Source organism: Escherichia sp. WS1118, assembly GCF_046487695.1.
Taxonomy (GTDB): domain Bacteria; phylum Pseudomonadota; class Gammaproteobacteria; order Enterobacterales; family Enterobacteriaceae; genus Escherichia; species Escherichia coli.
On the sequence record NZ_JBJQIZ010000015.1, the window covers coordinates 44,414 to 62,195 of the forward strand.

General features: G+C 50.0%; 12 protein-coding genes and 4 pseudogenes. 9 read left to right on the forward strand and 7 right to left on the reverse strand.

Features of this window, described 5'->3' with window-relative positions:
- Positions 1-39 precede the first annotated feature (39 nt).
- Positions 40-1,539: an L-asparagine permease gene (ansP, locus tag ACJHYO_RS20655; RefSeq protein WP_085455341.1), complete on the reverse strand. Its 1,500-nt coding sequence runs from the start codon at positions 1,537-1,539 to the stop codon at positions 40-42.
- Positions 1,540-1,805: 266 nt separating this feature from the next.
- Between ansP and ACJHYO_RS20660 the strand changes: the two are divergent.
- From ACJHYO_RS20660 to ACJHYO_RS20695, 8 genes and pseudogenes are all read left to right on the forward strand, one after another.
- A pseudogene (locus tag ACJHYO_RS20660) lies at positions 1,806-2,424 on the forward strand (glutathione S-transferase family protein).
- 540 nt (positions 2,425-2,964) lie between these two features.
- Positions 2,965-3,249: a type VI secretion system PAAR protein gene (locus tag ACJHYO_RS20665; protein ID WP_001127498.1), complete on the forward strand. Its 285-nt coding sequence runs from the start codon at positions 2,965-2,967 to the stop codon at positions 3,247-3,249.
- Between the two features lie 18 nt (positions 3,250-3,267).
- Positions 3,268-4,860, forward strand: a pseudogene (gene tssI / locus ACJHYO_RS20670) (type VI secretion system tip protein TssI/VgrG); the annotation flags it as partial.
- A pseudogene (locus tag ACJHYO_RS20675) lies at positions 4,861-5,985 on the forward strand (bacteriophage T4 gp5 trimerisation domain-containing protein); the annotation flags it as partial. It lies immediately after the preceding pseudogene.
- Positions 5,975-6,766: a peptidase M35 gene (locus tag ACJHYO_RS20680; RefSeq protein WP_000342575.1), complete on the forward strand. Its 792-nt coding sequence runs from the start codon at positions 5,975-5,977 to the stop codon at positions 6,764-6,766. The pseudogene ACJHYO_RS20675 and the gene ACJHYO_RS20680, both read left to right, overlap by 11 nt.
- 23 nt (positions 6,767-6,789) lie before the next feature.
- A complete protein-coding gene (locus ACJHYO_RS20685) occupies positions 6,790-7,575 on the forward strand; it encodes a hypothetical protein (RefSeq protein WP_014640146.1) in 786 nt (261 codons plus the stop codon).
- A gap of 109 nt (positions 7,576-7,684) precedes the next feature.
- Positions 7,685-7,828 (forward strand): annotated as a pseudogene (locus tag ACJHYO_RS20690) (ISAs1 family transposase); the annotation flags it as partial.
- Between the two features lie 80 nt (positions 7,829-7,908).
- The gene (locus ACJHYO_RS20695; protein ID WP_000470661.1) at positions 7,909-8,124 is read left to right on the forward strand and encodes a hypothetical protein; all 216 of its coding nucleotides are present in this window, start codon (positions 7,909-7,911) and stop codon (positions 8,122-8,124) included.
- A gap of 316 nt (positions 8,125-8,440) precedes the next feature.
- Here the strand turns inward: ACJHYO_RS20695 and ACJHYO_RS20700 are convergent, their stop codons facing one another.
- Entirely contained in the window at positions 8,441-9,010 is a 570-nt protein-coding gene (locus ACJHYO_RS20700; RefSeq protein WP_000077285.1) for a flavin reductase family protein, read from the reverse strand.
- Positions 9,011-9,184: 174 nt separating this feature from the next.
- Between ACJHYO_RS20700 and nhoA the strand changes: the two genes are divergently transcribed.
- A complete protein-coding gene (nhoA, locus tag ACJHYO_RS20705) occupies positions 9,185-10,030 on the forward strand; it encodes an N-hydroxyarylamine O-acetyltransferase (protein WP_000187876.1) in 846 nt (281 codons plus the stop codon).
- Between the two features lie 95 nt (positions 10,031-10,125).
- Here the strand turns inward: nhoA and ACJHYO_RS20710 are convergent, their stop codons facing one another.
- The 5 genes from ACJHYO_RS20710 to narZ all read right to left on the reverse strand — a co-directional run bounded on the left by ACJHYO_RS20710 (position 10,126) and on the right by narZ (position 17,752).
- Complete coding sequence (locus ACJHYO_RS20710) at positions 10,126-11,019, reverse strand: PhzF family isomerase (protein WP_000804425.1); 894 nt, start codon at positions 11,017-11,019, stop codon at positions 10,126-10,128.
- 79 nt (positions 11,020-11,098) lie between these two features.
- Positions 11,099-11,779: a respiratory nitrate reductase subunit gamma gene (gene narI, locus ACJHYO_RS20715; RefSeq protein WP_000617136.1), complete on the reverse strand. Its 681-nt coding sequence runs from the start codon at positions 11,777-11,779 to the stop codon at positions 11,099-11,101.
- Positions 11,776-12,471: a nitrate reductase molybdenum cofactor assembly chaperone gene (gene narW / locus ACJHYO_RS20720; protein WP_001166365.1), complete on the reverse strand. Its 696-nt coding sequence runs from the start codon at positions 12,469-12,471 to the stop codon at positions 11,776-11,778. Before narW ends, narI begins: the two co-directional genes overlap by 4 nt.
- Positions 12,471-14,015 carry a nitrate reductase subunit beta gene (gene narH, locus ACJHYO_RS20725; protein WP_000702528.1) on the reverse strand — a complete coding sequence of 515 codons (1,545 nt, stop codon included), beginning with the start codon at positions 14,013-14,015 and terminating at the stop codon, positions 12,471-12,473. The genes narW and narH overlap by 1 nt, the downstream gene beginning before the upstream one ends.
- On the reverse strand, positions 14,012-17,752 hold the full coding sequence (gene narZ / locus ACJHYO_RS20730) for a nitrate reductase Z subunit alpha (protein WP_033549119.1): 3,741 nt from the start codon (positions 17,750-17,752) through the stop codon (positions 14,012-14,014). Before narZ ends, narH begins: the two co-directional genes overlap by 4 nt.
- Positions 17,753-17,782: the final 30 nt, after the last annotated feature.

A 17,782-nucleotide genomic window follows, 5' to 3' on the forward strand; every position in this document is an offset into this window, starting at 1 on the left:
GTCTGAATTTGCCCGGCACGTAGCCGGGCAATTTTGCAATTAACTCGACGTTTCAGGCTTAAACACAATTTCCTGTTTTTCTTCATCTTCCTCGACGACTGGCGCAGTGCTGTGAATTTCAGCAACGCGTTTGCGCACACCAAACCAGCCTATAACCAGCAGAATACCGATAATCGGCAGTGCCGCGATGGTATAAGTCCCGTTCGGGTAATCGAACGCCATCAGCACCAGGACACTCAGTAAAAACAGTAATGTCAGCCAGGAAGTGAAGGGCGCGCCAGGCAGTTTAAAACTGACATCCGCTGCTTTGCCTTCATTAATTGCTTTACGCAGGCGCATCTGGCAAACGATGATAAACGCCCATGAAGCGATGATTCCCAGCGACGCGAAGTTCAACACAATCTCAAATACGCGTGACGGCACCAGATAGTTGAGGAATACGCCGACGACATACACAACCAGTGTCGCCAGAATCCCGGCATACGGCACATGCTGACGACTCATTTTCGCCATAAAACTCGGTGCGGAACCGCCCATCGCCATCGAGCGCAGAATACGCCCGGTGCAGTACAGACCTGAATTCAGGCTGGAGAGGGCAGCGGTCAGCACCACAATGTTCATAATGCTGCCGATGTACGGCACACCCAGTTTAGAGAAAAACGTCACAAATGGACTTTGCCCCGCCTGATACGCGCTCCACGGCAATAACATAACCAGCAACACCACGGAGCCGACGTAAAACAGGCCAATACGCCAAATCACACTGTTAATCGCTTTAGGCACCATGGTCTGCGGATCTTTACATTCTCCGGCCGCTGTACCCACCATTTCAATGGAGGCAAAAGCAAACACTACGCCCTGAATCAACACCAGCGCAGGCAGCAAACCGTGGGGGAAGAAGCCGCCATTATCGGTGATTAAATGAAAGCCAGTGGTGTTGCCATCCAGCGGCTGACCACTACCGAGGAACACTGTACCCACGACCAAAAAGGTTACAATGGCGAGCACTTTAATAAGCGCAAACCAGAACTCCATCTCCGCAAACCATTTCACACCGATCATATTCATGGTGCCAACGATGGTCAGTGCAGCGAGCGCAAAGACCCACTGCGGCACGCCGCCAAACGCGCCCCAGTAATGCATATACAGAGCGACGGCGGTAATATCAACAATCCCCGTCATCGCCCAGTTGATGAAGTACATCCAGCCAGCAACATAAGCGGCCTTCTCACCCAAAAACTCACGGGCATAAGAGACAAAACTGCCACTGGAAGGGCGGTGTAACACCAGCTCACCCAATGCACGCAGAATAAAAAACGAAAACAGGCCGCAGATCAAATAGACCAGTGCCAGTGCGGGCCCCGCCATTTGCAGTCGCGCCCCCGCGCCTAAAAACAAACCCGTACCAATCGCGCCGCCAATGGCGATCATCTGTACCTGGCGATTGCCCATCGCTTTGTGATACCCCTCTTCGTGGGCATTAAGCCAGCGACGTTTCGCGGCGTGTTGATCTGAAGTGTCGGTGTTGTGTTTACTCATTGCTCTCCCTGATTGCTTTAATGAAAAAGTCATATAAGTTGCCATGAACAATGTTTATTCATCCTGGCGATGATAGTTATCACCATTATTCTTTATGGGTATAAAACTATCGGCGCAGCATCCTACCCGTTATCGATAAACGATGCAAAACATCCCCTTACAATCCTGAAGGGGATTTATACAACTGACGAAAAAATGATAAATCCTTTTGCTGGATAATCTGTGTGCTGTCCTACACTTAATCTTTAAAAGATTGTGAGGGGCATATGATTAAGGTGTATGGCGTACCCGGCTGGGGCTCTACAATCAGTGAGCTGATGCTAACACTGGCTGATATTCCTTATCAGTTCGTTGATGTCAGTGGTTTTGACCACGAGGGAACTTCACGCGATTTATTAAAAACCCTGAATCCGTTGTGTCAGGTTCCGACACTGGCGCTGTAAAAATAACGAGATTATGACGGAGACAGCGGCGATTGCATTGATGGTTCTCGATCGTCGCCCGGACCTTGCGCCACCTCTTGGGCGCGCCGAACGTCAACAGTTTCAACGGCTATTGGTCTGGCTGGTTGCTAATGTCTATCCAACGTTCACTTTCGCCGATTACCCTAAGCGTTGGGCATCTGACGCACCTGAACAGTTAAAGAAGAGTGTAATTGAATATCGCAAATCGCTTTATATCTGGCTGAATTCGCAATTGACTGCTGAACCGTATGTGTTTGGAGAGCAACTAACGCTGGTGGACTGTTATCTCTGCACCATGCGCACATGGGGACCGGGACACGAATGGTTTCAGGATAATGCCCCGAACATTAATGCGATTGTTGATGCTGTATGTCAGATACCGAAATTACAAGAAGTATTAAAAAGGAATGTCATTATTTAACAATAATGCCGGAGGTTAATGTTAATGAATCACTGGCGTAGTTAACTGGATATCCATTTGTTTGCTATGAATAGTAATTAAAGTTGGTACAACTATTTATATGATTGATGTAATTTCGTTTTTTATATGAAATATCAATTTAATATAATCCGAAAATAAAACATCTTTTCGCATGTAGAGAAACATGTCGATATGATAGTGCAGTGCAGATCATGTCATCAGGGTAGGGCGGTAGCGTATTTAATCAGGGAAAGATTACGCAACGCTGCTTTTTTGTACTGAACGATTCTCATTTTATGTTTAAAAATTGAGATACTCCTTATTTCCTGAAGCTGTTTTTCATTGCTTATACATGATCAAATACTCCTTACATAATTAAGGAGAACAAAATGAAACTTAATACACGCCAACAATTTGTATTACTTAAATAGACCAGTGAAGGTACGCATCAGAATATCCGGTGAAGTGATTAATATTTCGTTGAATATTTCTCCGAATTTTTGAAACCTGCTGCTGTGGAAATTCTGAACAGGAGGAATTATGCCTTTAGCAGCCAAACTTACCGACAAAGGCACCCGGCACGACGGTTATTACGAGACCGTCATCACCGCCGGGTCATCCACCGTTTTTATCGATGGTCTCCCCGCAGCCCGCCAGGGAGATCCGCTGACGCCGCATGCTAAACCGAAGCATCCACCTCATCCCCGAAAAATCGCCAGAGGCTCGTCAACCGTCTTTATTGACGGCCTGCCCGCCGCCAGAACCGGTGATGCTATTGACTGCGGCGGCGTGGTTATTGGTGGCGGCACGGTAAATATAGGCTGATATGTCTGAGAGGTATTTATGTCCTTAAAAGGTCTTCGCTTTACGCTGGAGGTTGACGGCCAGGAGCCGGACACCTTTGCAGTGGTGAATTTCAGGTTAATCCAGAACCAGTCTTATCCGTTTGTGATGAGTGTGGATGTCGCCAGCGATTCTTTTATGCAGACGGCGGAGATGCTGCTGGAGAAGAACGCAACGCTGACTATCTGGCAGGGTGTCATCCCGCTGCGTTATGTCACAGGCGTGGTGGCAGGGTTTGGTATGCAGGAGAACAACGGCTGGCAGATGCGTTATCACCTGCGTATTGAGCCGCCGTTATGGCGGTGCGGGCTGCGGCAGAACTTCCGCATCTTCCAGCAGCAGGATATCCGGACGATATCGGCCACGTTACTGAACGAGAACGGCGTCACGGAGTGGACGCCGCTGTTTTATGAGGACCATCCGGCGCGGGAGTTCTGTGTGCAGTACGGGGAGTCGGACCTGGCGTTTCTGGCGCGGCTGTGGGCGGAGGAGGGGATTTTCTTCTTTGAGCGGTTTGCGGCGGACAGTCCGGAGCAGAAGCTGACGCTGTGCGACGATGTGGCGGGGCTGTCACAGGCGGGGGAGTTTCCGTTTAACCCGGACACATCGGCAGGAGCGGAGACGGAGTGTGTCAGTATGTTCCGTTATGAGGCGCATGTCCGCCCGTCATCGGTGCAGAGCCAGGATTACACGTTTAAGGTGCCGGACTGGCCGGGGATGTATGAGCAGCAGGGTGAGAGCCTGAACGGACAGCTTGAACAGTATGAGATATTTGATTATCCGGGAAGGTACAAGGATGAACAGCACGGCAAGGATTTCACGCTGTACCGGATAGAGAGCCTGCGCAGTGATGCGGAAAAGGCCACAGGGCAGAGTAATTCGCCGAAGCAGTGGCCGGGAACGCGGTTTACGCTGACGGGGCATCCGCAGAAGATGCTGAACCGTGAATGGCAGGTGATACAGAGTATTCTGTCAGGGGACCAGCCGCAGGCGCTTCATGGCAGCCAGGGGAGAGGAACCACGCTGGGAAATCAGTTAGAGGTGATACCGGCGGACCGGACCTGGCGTCCACGGGTGCAGAGCAAACCGAAGGTGGACGGGCCGCAGAGCGCCATTGTCACCGGTCCCGCAGGAGAGGAAATCTTCTGCGACGAACATGGTCGGGTACGGGTGAAGTTTCACTGGGACCGTTATCACGGGATGACGGAGGAGAGTTCGTGCTGGGTGAGGGTGTCACAGGCGTGGGCGGGGCCGGGGTTCGGTAACCTGGCGATACCGCGGGTGGGCCAGGAGGTGATTGTTGACTTCCTGAACGGGGACCCGGACCAGCCGATAATCATGGGGCGGACCTACCATGAAGATAACCGCTCCCCGGGCGACCTGCCGGGAACGAAGACGCAGATGACCATCCGGTCAAAAACCTATAAAGGAAGCGGATTTAACGAGCTGCGGTTTGAAGACGCCACCAGTAATGAGCAGGTGTATATCCATGCGCAGAAGAACATGGATACGGAGGTGCTCAACGACCGGACAACGGATGTGAAACATGACCATACGGAAACCATCGGTAACGACCAGAAGATAACGGTGGGGTTGGGGCAGACGGTGAATGTTGACTTCCTGAACGGGGACCCGGACCAGCCGATAATCATGGGGCGGACGTACCATGAGGACAACCGTTCGCCGGGGAGCCTGCCGGGGACGAAGACGCAGATGACGATACGGTCGAAGACCTATAAAGGAAGCGGCTTTAATGAACTGCGGTTTGAAGACGCCACGGGCGGTGAACAGGTCTATATCCACGCGCAGAAGAACATGGATACGGAGGTGCTGAATAATCGGACGACGGATGTGAAGGCTGACCACACGGAGACCATTGGTAACGACCAGAAGATAACGGTGGTGAAGGGGCAGACGGTTCAGGTCGGGACCAGAAAAGAAGGGGGCCACGACCAGAGTATCACGGTGGCGAACGACCGGTGCATCACGGTACGTAATGACCAGACGCTGCAGGTGACGAATGACCGGACGGTGAGCGTGAGTAATGATGACGGCCTGTACGTCAGAAATGACCGTAAAGTGACGGTGGAAGGGAAGCAGGAGCATAAGACGACGGGGAACCATGTCAGCCTGGTGGAGGGAAAGCACAGCCTGGTGGTGAAGGGGGACCTGGCGAGGAAGGTGAGTGGCGCGCTGGGGATAAAGGTCGACGGGGATATCGTGCTGGAGAGCAGCAGCCGGATAAGCCTGAAGGTGGGTGGCTCGTTTGTGGTCATCCATTCAGGGGGCGTGGACATCGTCGGGCCGAAAATCAGTCTCAATAGCGGCGGTAGTCCGGGGACGCCGGTGCCGGCGCTGCAACCGGCGGTGCTGAAGACACTGGGGGATGAGAAGAGTGGTGATGGCAGTGATTCCGGAGAAGAAAATGAAGACTCTGGAGGGAACTGCGTGACCGGAAGTGGTGGTGATGATCGAGGTGACGATGAGGATGAACCTGAAAAATATACTCTCCAGTTCCATTTTACAGACGATGACGGGATACCGTATTCAGAAACCCGCTACATTGCCTTCTTTGAGGATGGCACGCAGACCCGCGGAGAAACGGATGAAGAGGGGTATACAGAGCGTTTTTTTGTATCTAGCAAACATGAAATTAAAGTGAAGTTGCTATTTGCGAATGATGATTTTCTCTCAATGGAAGGACTCTATGGACGATAATAATCAAACTTCTGGACAACCAAAGCCAGAGCCAGAAGAATGTGTGAAAGAGCAAAAAATAACAGATCATTTTAAAATAATGATTGATAAGGCTCGTAAGGCACAAAAGTTGGTTTTGATAAAAAGAGCAGATGATCTTTTGAGATGGGGAGCACAGGAGGAATATGATTTCAGTAAGATCTTTGGTGTTAAAGGAAATAAGGAGGTTAATATAAGAAAATATGGACATAATACAGGTAGGCGCATGAATGCTAGATTTCTTATGATGGATGGTGTGAGAAGATTAATGATTATAGCTAATGATTTAACAATGAGCAGTTTTATAAATTATACAGGTTGTAATGAATTTGCAGCATTCGTCAGCCCAAGTAAGGATATGCCCTATATAATTAACATAGGCGCAAAATTTGAGTATAGAGATGGCAAAAAAAATCCAGTAACGGGAAAGGATTCTCATGTTGCTACTTTATGTCATGAAATGTCTCATATTCAGTGGTATTATGGGGATAATAAAAAAGGTGGTATGTGGTCACAGGATTATACAACTACTGATAAATATTCAACGTGCAAAGAGGATGAAGTTTCATATGACGAACATATCCGTATTGCAACTAAACTGATCTCTAAACAAAAAGATCAAATATTTGAGAATGCATATAACATAGAAAGATATTTTGAAATAAGATTAATTGAAAGTGAGATAGACTCGATTGATGATGAAATATTAAGCAATTCAGTTAAGAAAAAAATAGCGGAATTAGAAAAAGCACTTCTCCATTAACTAATAAGTCGAGAAATACATTAATGCTGCAAGCTATAAAAAAAATCATAATAATGACAATCGTAAATATTATATTTTTCTATTCCTTTCAATCGACTGCGGATGAAATGGTTTTAATAAAAAAATACGGGTTTGGGCTTGAGAGAGATATCAAAGGAAGGCCATTAATTTATCCTATCGAAAATTATGATGAGTGTAAGAAAAAATGCAATCATATGAATTATATAGCGGATGTCAATGCTCAATTAGCTATGAGTAAAAAAAATAACAGGATTTTTGCTAACATAACCTTTACTAACAATAGCTCTACCACGTATTTTTTTTCTAAACATTATCTACCTATGAAAGTAAAAGATGGAAAAGGAGATGAATATGATGCGATATGCAAAAAACCATTCAGAATCAACTCTGGGAATATCACGTTGGACTACTTAGGTGGTTCATGTCCTTTTGAAATTAATACGAATCCTGAACGGTGGAATACTATTAAACCAGGTCGTAGTTTTTTGTTGAGTATAACCTTAAATGATATGTATGCCTTTATACCAGGAGATAATTATTATTTTATAAAATCATCTGGCTATAAATTTGTTAATGACAAGTGGTTTACACTCAAATCAATCAATAATATTTTTCTTTATTTTTTAAATTTAAAAATTAATTGTGCTGATGATTTTTTTGATATTAATAATTTTACTACATGTAATAATTTGTTATTAGATGAAAAAAACACTTTTTTATTAATCAGTTATGGGCAATTGAGGATGAAAAAAATTCTATTTACGTCACCCCTGATGAAATTTCTATAAGTATAGACGGCGATAACTTAAAGTTGCCATATTAGGAATATGGGAAAGAACACGGTGCGCCGCTTTTTTGCACTAAATAATTTACATTTTATGTTCAATAATTGATACTAACATGTTGGATATTAAAGGTGAAATTATCACAACTGATGCGATGGGTTGCCAGAAAGATATTGCAGAGAAGATACAAAAACAGGGAGGTAATTATTTATTTGCTGTAAAAGGACATAAGGAGCGGATTAATAAAGCCTTTGAGTGAAACTTCCGCTGAAAATTCAGGTTAACCGCGTTCCATGCAAACAATTTTCAAATATTCATCAATAAATAAGGAGTTCCATGTTTATACGACCAGTCAAACCTTCAGATGTTGAACCATTAATGGATATGCTGCTTGACAGGGATCAATTTGATCAAGATGGCCTTCATCATGTACAAAAAACACTAACACATTATTTCTCAGGTCAATCTGCCGATTTATGGTTTAGTGCAGAACACTTGGGACTGGCAGGGATTGCCTACTGTGCTTCTGAAATGATGACAAATGATGTCTGAAATTTATTAATGCTCTGGATCAGTCCTTCCCATCAGCGCCAGGGAGTGAGACATCTGCTGATTAACGAAATAGAAAAGAGCTCACAATTAAACAGGCAAGACTACTATTAGTAGAGACCGCCAGCCATATCGATTTTAGTGCCGCCCGCGCATTTTATACAAAACAGGGCTTTATCAATGAGGCGATAATACGCAATTACTATGATGTTGGTGAGGATAAATTAATCTTCACTAAAAATATGCAATCGTGAGATAAAATATGCTTTAACTCATATGGAAACATTGCTTAAACAACTTGGTTGCTGCATATGATTCTTTAGCCCGCGGTAACTCGCTTACCACTGGTAACAAACGTGCCAGCACCTAAATGATGCAACGTATTGAGCTTATCATCATCAAACTGCCAGCGGCCTTCGACAAATACCCGTGCGTCTGCCGCTGCTGATACCACTTCGCCAAATAGCGTATCGTATTTTTCTTGCGCGGAAGTTGCAGGTAGCAGGCGACACTCCATCCACGCCAGACATTTTTCCTCGACCAGCGGCAAACCAAGCACCGGGCCTCTCACTACCGGAATGCCGTAGCAATTAAATTTATCTTCTTCACGACCCGACACACTTCCCACCGCCCACGTCCAGTTAGTCGCCGCAACGCCCGGGATAACGATGCCAAACTTACCGTTACGTTCAATCAACTCCCTGGTCCATGTCGATTTATCTACCACAATCGCCACGCGTGGCGGTTCAAACTCTACGGGCATCGACCAGGCTGCTGCCATAATGTTACGCCGCTGGGATTGCTCATCGAAACTGGTGATCATGACAGTTGGGCCATGATTTAACAGACGGCTGGCATGGTGTAATTCGACGGGAATGAATTGGCTCACGATATCGCCTCGCTATGAAGGGTGTTTTAAAAGCGTAGCTCGTAACGCAATAAGTAACGAAATTAACGGGATTGGCGATTTGCGAACGTGATGCATGTCCGCGATCGCACAAAATAGCCAGTGCGGCGTCTATTCCAGGTTATAAGTTGAGAAAACCATTAAGGGAAACGCCTGATGACGCCCATTCTGAATCATTATTTTGCCCGTATTAACTGGTTGGGAGCTGCTGCGGCCAATATTGATACGCTGCGTGCATTGCACCTGAAACACAATTGCACCATTCCGTTTGAAAATCTCGACGTTTTGCTGCCGAGGGAAATACAGCTTGATGATCAATCGCTGGAAGATAAACTGGTGATAGCCCGTCGTGGCGGTTACTGTTTTGAGCAGAATGGCGTGTTTGAGCGGGTGTTACGCGAGCTGGGGTTTAACGTTCGCAGCTTGTTAGGTCGCGTAGTGTTATCAAATCCGCCAGCATTACCGCCGCGCACCCATCGTTTGCTGTTGGTGGAACTGGAAGGGGAAAAATGGATTGCTGATGTCGGTTTCGGTGGGCAGACGCTAACCGCGCCGATTCGTTTAATGCCGGATATCATGCAAACCACGCCACACGGAGAGTATCGGTTGTTGCAAGAGGGTGATGATTGGGTATTGCAGTTTAATCATCATCAGCACTGGCAGTCGATGTACCGTTTTGATCTCTGCGAGCAGCAACAAAGCGATTATGTGATGGGCAATTTCTGGTCGGCGCACTGGCCGCAGTCGCATTTTCGCCATCATTTGCTGATGTGTCGCCATTTGCCGGACGGTGGCAAGCTAACGCTGACCAATTTTCATTTTACCCATTATGAAAATGGGCACGCAGTTGAGCAGCGAAATCTACCAGATGTGGCGTCGTTATATGCCGTGATGCAGGAACAGTTTGGTCTGGGCGTAGATGATGCGAAACATGGCTTTACTGTGGATGAGTTAGCGCTGGTGATGGCGGCGTTTGATACGCACCCGGAGGCGGGAAAATAATTTATGTCAGGTTGCCGGATGTGGCGTAAACGCCTTATCCGGCCTACATTAGTCCGGTTGTAGGCCTGATAAGCGAAGCGCATCAGGCAACGGCATCAAAAATCAATGGCCCATTCAGCATGGAATAGAATCACCGCCGTGCCGGAAATGGTAACTTTCTCCGGTTGGTTATCTCGAATTGTCACCGTCACATCAATTACACCATCACGCCCCAATGCGCGCCCCTGATGGCCTTTAACACGCAACACGTTGCCATCGTGGGATAATACGTTGTGATGTACTAACCATGCGCCCATCGGACCATTGGCATTCCCGGTCACCGGATCTTCCACAATACCAATCGCAGGCGAGAACATGCGACCGTCGGTTTCGCTTTTGCCTGGGCGGATCTGGAACGGGAAGAAACCATTGCAGCCAATCTGCTTGCTGATTGCGGTCAGCGCAGCAAGGTCAGGCGAAAGGGCGTCGATATCCACTTCCGGCTTCAGTGGAATCATCACTTTTGAGTGTCCGGTGGTAGCCACCTGGATTGGCAAGCCTTGCAAAATATCGTCTTCAGTGAGATGAAGCGCGTTGATAATTGCCGCTCGTGTTTCACCTGTCAGTGGTGGCTCAAAGCCTGGAGTACCTTGTTCCAGCGAAATACGATAATCATCATTTTGCTTTTCGATAGTCACACGATGTTTTCCTGCCAGCGATGTTTGCCAGACCGTGCAATTTCCTAAACCTAACACCTTTGCACGTACATAGTGCGCAGCTACTGTCGCGTGACCACAAATCGGAACTTCAACCGTTGGCGTAAAGTAGCGGATGCGCACATCGCTGTCGTCGCTGTGCAGCAGAAAAGCAGTTTCCGAATGACCTAACTCGCGGGCGATAAGCTGCATTTGCGCTTCACTGAGATTATCGGCGGGGAAAACAACACCGGCAGAATTGCCGCGAAACGGTTGAGAGGTAAAAGCATCGACGTGGTAAACCTGCGGTTTCATTAATGTTCTCCTGTGGCTGGAGAACTATCATAGCCTGCAAGTGGCCGGAGAGCGAAGGGCTATCCGGCCCGCGTGAGAATTAACGCCGCGAACGCACAATCTGATACCGACGAGTAAAGTACTCAAACGGCGCGCTCCAGACATGCACCAGTCGGGTGAACGGGAAGAGCAGGAAGATGGTCATTCCAAGCACCAGATGAACGCGGAATATAAAGGCGACACCATCAAGATGCGTAGATGCACCGCCCTGGAAAGTGACAATGCTTTGCGCCCAGCCCACCAGCTTCATCATTTCACTGCCGTCCGGATGTTGTGCTGAAAAAGGAATGGTGGTTAACCCAAGAATGCACTGAATTAACAAAATGGCGAGGATCAGGATATCCGCACCAGAAGACGTCGCCCTGATACGCGGATTTGTTAAACGACGCACCAGTAGCCCCGCACCGCCAATCAGCGTCAATACCCCGCATATTCCGCCGAGGATCATCGCCATCTGCTGTTTTACCGCCACCGGCAGAAACCACGCGTACATCCAGTGCGGCGTTAACATGCCGAACAGATGACCGAAGAAGATCCCCAGAATGCCGATATGGAACAAGTTCGACCATAGCACCATCCCGCGTTTATCCAGCATCTGGCTGGAGGCGGCGCGCCAGGTGTACTGCCCGTAGTCGTAGCGCAGCCAGCTTCCAAGGATAAAAACCGTGCCACACAAGTACGGGTAGATATCGTAAAAAAAGACGTTCAGATACTGAATCATTTCCCACCTCCCGCACTGATGTCGACATACTGCGGCGCGACATCCTGGCTAAAGCGTCGCTGATATTGATTAAGCGGCGAGCTGTCACACGCCGTGGCGTTATCTTCAATAAACTTCACCTGTTCTTCTTCCCACACCGCATCCAGCGCCTGGCGGGTGTCGTCACGCTCTTCACTGCGAATCTGTTTTGTGACACTGTCACTTGACAGAGGGCTTCCTGCCAGTTGCAACAGGGCGTCAAATAACGCGTACCACGGTGCCTCGCGTTGTTTTAAGCGTCCGCCAAGCAGGGCGAGGATCGGCGCAACGTTGAGCAAGCCTTCTTTCGCCTGATCGTCCGGCAGTACGCTTAAGTACTCCAGATACAGCGGTAGATAATCGGGCAGTTCTCGACAATCCAACTGCAGGCCGACCTTTTCATACTCCGCCAGCAGGTCCACCATTGCCTGGCCGCGATCGCGGGACTCGGCATGAACATGTTCGAACAGCAGCAGCGATGTGGTACGTCCACGGTCAAACACTTCGCACCATTCGGCCTGTTTATCCAGCAGCGGCGCATTAAGCAGGTTGCGGGTAAAATCCGTAAGCATCGGTGCGTCGCGGCGGATCAACGCCAGCGCGTCCTCCTTACATTCCCACAACAGCTCGTCCGGATACTCCATCAACAGGCCGATCACTTTGAGGATCTGCATTATTCGCCCTCCGCTTTGTCGCGCACTTCGGTGATGTTGATGGCATCGATACGGCTACTGTTGAACAGGTTGAATTTGCTGTCCGAACCGTGGCAACCGTCGCCAAAGGTAAAACCGCAGCCGTTGCGTTCTGCGAAGGCATCGCCCGCCATTTCCCGATGGCTTGTCGGGATGACGAAACGATCTTCATAGTTGGCAATGGCGAGGTAACGATACATCTCTTCGACCTGGGCGACGCTCAGGCCTACTTCGTCGATGGCACGAGTATCAGTAACGCCTTCCACGGTTTGTGAACGCATATAGTGGCGCATCGCCATCATCCGTTTCAGCGCCCGCAGTACCGGACCGGTATCACCGGCACTCAACATATTGGCGAGATATTGCACCGGAATACGCAGGCTTTCGATGGCGGGCAGCACGCCTTCGCTTTTCGGCAAGCCGCCCGCATCAGCGTAGGACTGAATCGGTGACAGCGGAGGAACGTACCAGACCATCGGCAGGGTGCGATATTCAGGGTGCAGCGGTAGCGCCAGTTTCCAGTCCATCGCCATTTTGTAGACAGGCGAACGCTGGGCAGCGTCAATCACGTTTTGTGGAATACCTTGTTTCAGGGCTTCTTCGATCACCGAGGGATCGTGCGGATCGAGGAACACTTCGCACTGGCGTTCATAGAGATCGACCTCTCGTTCGGTACTCGCTGCTTCTTCGATGCGGTCGGCGTCGTAGAGCAGCACGCCAAGATAACGAATGCGACCCACGCAGGTTTCGGAGCAGACTGTTGGCTGACCGGACTCAATTCGCGGATAACAGAAAATACATTTTTCTGACTTACCGCTTTTCCAGTTGAAGTAGATTTTTTTGTATGGGCAACCGCTAATGCACAAACGCCAGCCACGGCATTTATCCTGATCAATCAGCACAATGCCGTCTTCTTCGCGTTTGTAGATAGCGCCGCTGGGGCAGGTCGCCACGCAGCTGGGATTGAGGCAGTGTTCGCACAGGCGCGGCAGGTACATCATGAAGGTGTTTTCAAACTGCCCGTACATCTCCTTTTGCATGGCCTCGAAGTTGCGGTCGCGAGCTCGTTTTTCAAATTCGCCGCCCAGCAGTTCTTCCCAGTTTGGGCCCCAGATCACTTTGTCCATCCGTTTGCCGTCAATCAGTGAACGCGGACGGGCGGTGGGAATATGTTTGCCTTCCGGCGCGCTATGCAAATGTTCGTAGTCGAAGGTGAAAGGTTCGTAGTAATCGTCAATCTGCGGCACTACCGGGTTGGCGAAAATTTTGGTTATTACGCCCATCTTGCTGCCCAGACGCGGGCGTATCTTGCCATTCACATCACGCACCCAGCCACCTTGCCACTCATCCTGATCTTCCCAGTTTTTCGGATAACCAATGCCCGGTTTGGTTTCGACGTTGTTAAACCATGCGTACTCCATGCCTTCGCGTCCGGTCCAGACATTTTTACAGGTCACCGAACAGGTATGGCAGCCGATACATTTATCGAGGTTAAGCACCATGCCGACTTGCGAACGTATTTTCATTTTTTCGCCTCCTGAACCTGATCGCGACCTTCATCATCCAGCCAGTTAACGTTCTTCATCTTGCGGATCATAATGAATTCGTCGCGGTTCGAGCCGACGGTGCCGTAGTAGTTAAAGCCCCAGGCCAGCTGCGCGTAACCGCCAATCATATGCGTTGGTTTCGGGCAAACGCGGGTAACCGAGTTATGAATGCCGCCGCGCATGCCAGTTACTTCCGAACCAGGAATATTCATAATGCGTTCCTGGGCGTGATACATCATGGTCATGCCCGGCGGTACACGTTGGCTGACCACCGCGCGGGCAGTCAGCGCGCCGTTGGCGTTAAATACTTCCACCCAGTCGTTATCGACAATGGTCAGTTCTCGGGCATCGGTTTCGCTGATCCAGACAATCGGTCCACCGCGAGAGAGCGTCAGCATTAGCAGGTTTTCACTGTAGGTTGAGTGAATGCCCCATTTCTGGTGCGGCGTCAGGAAGTTAAGTGCTTTTTCCGGGAAGCCGTTTGGCGGTATCTGGCGCATTTCACTGACGCTACGGGTGTCGATAGGCGGGCGATAAGCCACCAGACTTTCACCAAAAGCACGCATCCACGGATGATCCTGATAGAGTTGCTGGCGTCCCGACAGCGTGCGCCACGGAATTAACTCATGAACGTTGGTGTATCCCGCGTTATAGGAAACGTGATCGCTTTCCAGACCAGACCATGTGGGGCTGGAGATAATTTTACGCGGCTGCGCCTGAATATCGCGAAAGCGAATCTTCTCGTCCTCTTTGTGCAGCGCCAGATGGGTATGTTCGCGTCCGGTGATCTCGCCCAGCGCTTGCCACGCTTTGACTGCAACATGGCCGTTGGTTTCCGGTGCCAGCGCCAGAATCACTTCTGATGCGTCAATGGCGGTATCAATCAGCGGACGCCCCTGTGCCGGGCCATCACGCTTGGTGTAATTGAGTTTACCGAGGAAATCGATTTCATCCTGGGTATTCCACGAAATCCCTTTACCGCCGTTGCCAAGTTTGTCCATCAATGGCCCGAGTGAGGTAAAGCGTTCATAGGTAGCAGGGTAGTCGCGCTCCACCGCCACAATATTCGGCGCGGTTTTGCCTGGAATCAGATCGCATTCACCTTTGCGCCAGTCGAGCACTTCACACGGCTGTGAAAGCTCTGCCGGGGAGTCATGCAGCAGTGGTTGTAATACCACGTCGGTTTCTTTGCCAAGATGGCCCACGCACACTTGCGAAAAGGCTTTGGCAATACCTTTGTAGATTTCCCAGTCGCTGCGTGATTCCCACGCCGGATCGACCGCCGCAGAAAGCGGATGAATAAATGGATGCATATCCGAGGTATTCATATCGTCTTTTTCGTACCAGGTGGCGGTGGGCAGAACGATATCGGAGAACAGGCAGGTACTGGACATGCGGAAGTCGAGCGTCACCAGCAGGTCGAGCTTGCCTTCAATCGCCGCAGTTTGCCACTCAACTTCTTCCGGTTGGATTCCCTCCGTCGGTCCAAGTTCTTCCCCCTGAATGCCACTTTTCGTACCCAGCAGATACTTCTGCATATACTCGTGGCCCTTGCCGGAAGAGCCAAGCAGGTTTGAACGCCAGACAAACAGGTTACGCGGATGGTTGCTGCCGTTGTCCGGCTGTTCGCAGGCCATGCGTAATTCGCCTGACTTCAGTGCCTGGACGGTAAATTCGGCGGGTGACAATCCGGCCTTGTCGGCTTCGGCTTTCAGGGAGAGCGGGTTACGCCCCAGCTGCGGCGCAGAAGGTAGCCAGCCCATACGTTCGGCGCGAACGTTGAAATCAATCAGGTGACCGCTGTATTTACTGGCATCGGCGAGCGGTGAGAGCAATTCCTGCGCGGTGACTTTTTCATAGCGCCACTGGCTGGAGTGATTGTAGAAAAACGAGGTGCTGTTCATCTGGCGCGGTGGTCGGTTCCAGTCGAGCGCAAAGGCCAGAGGCAGCCAGCCGGTTTGCGGGCGCAGTTTTTCCTGACCGACATAGTGTGCCCAGCCGCCACCGCTTTGCCCGACACAACCGCAGAAGATCAGCATATTGATCATCCCGCGGTAGTTCATGTCCATGTGATACCAGTGGTTAACACCTGCGCCGAGAATAATCATCGAGCGCCCATGCGTTTTATGAGCGGTATCGGCAAATTCACGGGCGATGGTTTCAATATACTGGCGCGGTACGCCGGTAATTTGCTCGCCCCAGGCAGGGGTGTAAGGTTTGATTTCAGCGTAATCTTTCGCGCTGTTTTCATCTTCCAGTCCGCGATCGAGGCCGTAATTTGCCAGTACCAGATCATAAACGCTGACCACCGGACAGGTGCTACCATCGGCTAATGTCAGGTTTTTAACGGGCAATTGGCGCACCAGGACAGGATTGTGTTTTACGCTGCGAAAATGTGGATTTTCAATGCCGCCAAAGTAGGGGAAGGCCACGCCTGCAACGGCGTCATGTTGAGCGAGCAGGGTTAACGACAATTCGGTTTCCGTACCGGCGGCAATGGATTCCAGGTTCCATTTGCCTTTTTCTCCCCAGCGAAAACCAATCGAACCGTTCGGCACTACCAATTCACCTGCGGTATTAACTGCCACGGTTTTCCACTGCGGATTATTGCTTTCGCCCAGTCCATCCACCAGGTCAGATGCGCGGACCATGCGCCCGGGAACGTAGCTGCCATCGTCGCGAGGTTCCAGCATTACCAGCATCGGCATGTCGCTGTAGCGGCGGCAGTAGTTGATAAAATAATCGCTGGGATTATCGAGATGAAACTCTTTTAAAATGACATGGCCCATTGCCATTGCCAGGGCACTATCAGTGCCTTGTTTCGGTGCCAGCCACTGGTCGCACAATTTGGCCACTTCAGAGTAGTCAGGGGTAATGGCGATGGTTTTAGTGCCTTTGTAGCGTACTTCGGTAAAGAAATGGGCGTCCGGCGTACGTGTCTGCGGTACGTTAGACCCCCAGGCGATGATGTAACTGGAGTTATACCAGTCGGCAGATTCCGGCACGTCGGTTTGTTCGCCCCAGGTCATCGGCGAGGCGGGCGGCAGGTCGCAATACCAGTCGTAGAAGCTTAAACAGGTGCCACCTAACAGCGACAGATAACGTGTTCCGGCGGCGTAAGAAACCATCGACATCGCCGGGATCGGCGAGAAACCGGCAACGCGATCCGGGCCGTAAGTTTTGATGGTCCAGACGTTAGCAGCGGCAATCAGCTGGTTTAGCTCCTGCCAGTTGGAGCGGATAAAGCCGCCGCGTCCACGTACTTGTTTGTAGCTCAGGCACTTTTGCGGATCGTTCATAATCGATGCCCACGCCAGTACCGGATCGCTGTGTTGCTTGAGGGCTTCGCGCCACAGTTCAATCAGTCGTTTACGAATGAGCGGGTATTTCAGACGGTTAGCGCTGTAGAGATACCAGGAGTAACTTGCGCCACGCGGGCAGCCGCGAGGTTCATGATTGGGCAGGTCAGGGCGAGTGCGCGGGTAGTCGGTCTGTTGGATTTCCCAGGTCACCAGACCATTTTTAACGTAGATTTTCCAGCTACAGGAGCCTGTACAGTTAACACCGTGGGTGGAACGCACGATTTTGTCGAACTGCCAACGCTGGCGATAGCTGTCCTCCCAGTCGCGGTTGCTATGCATCACCTGTCCGTGACCATCGGCAAAGGTTTCGCCCTTTTGTTTGAAGTAGCGAAAGCGATCCAAAAGTTTACTCATGACATAACTCCTGCTCCAGGAATGAATTGG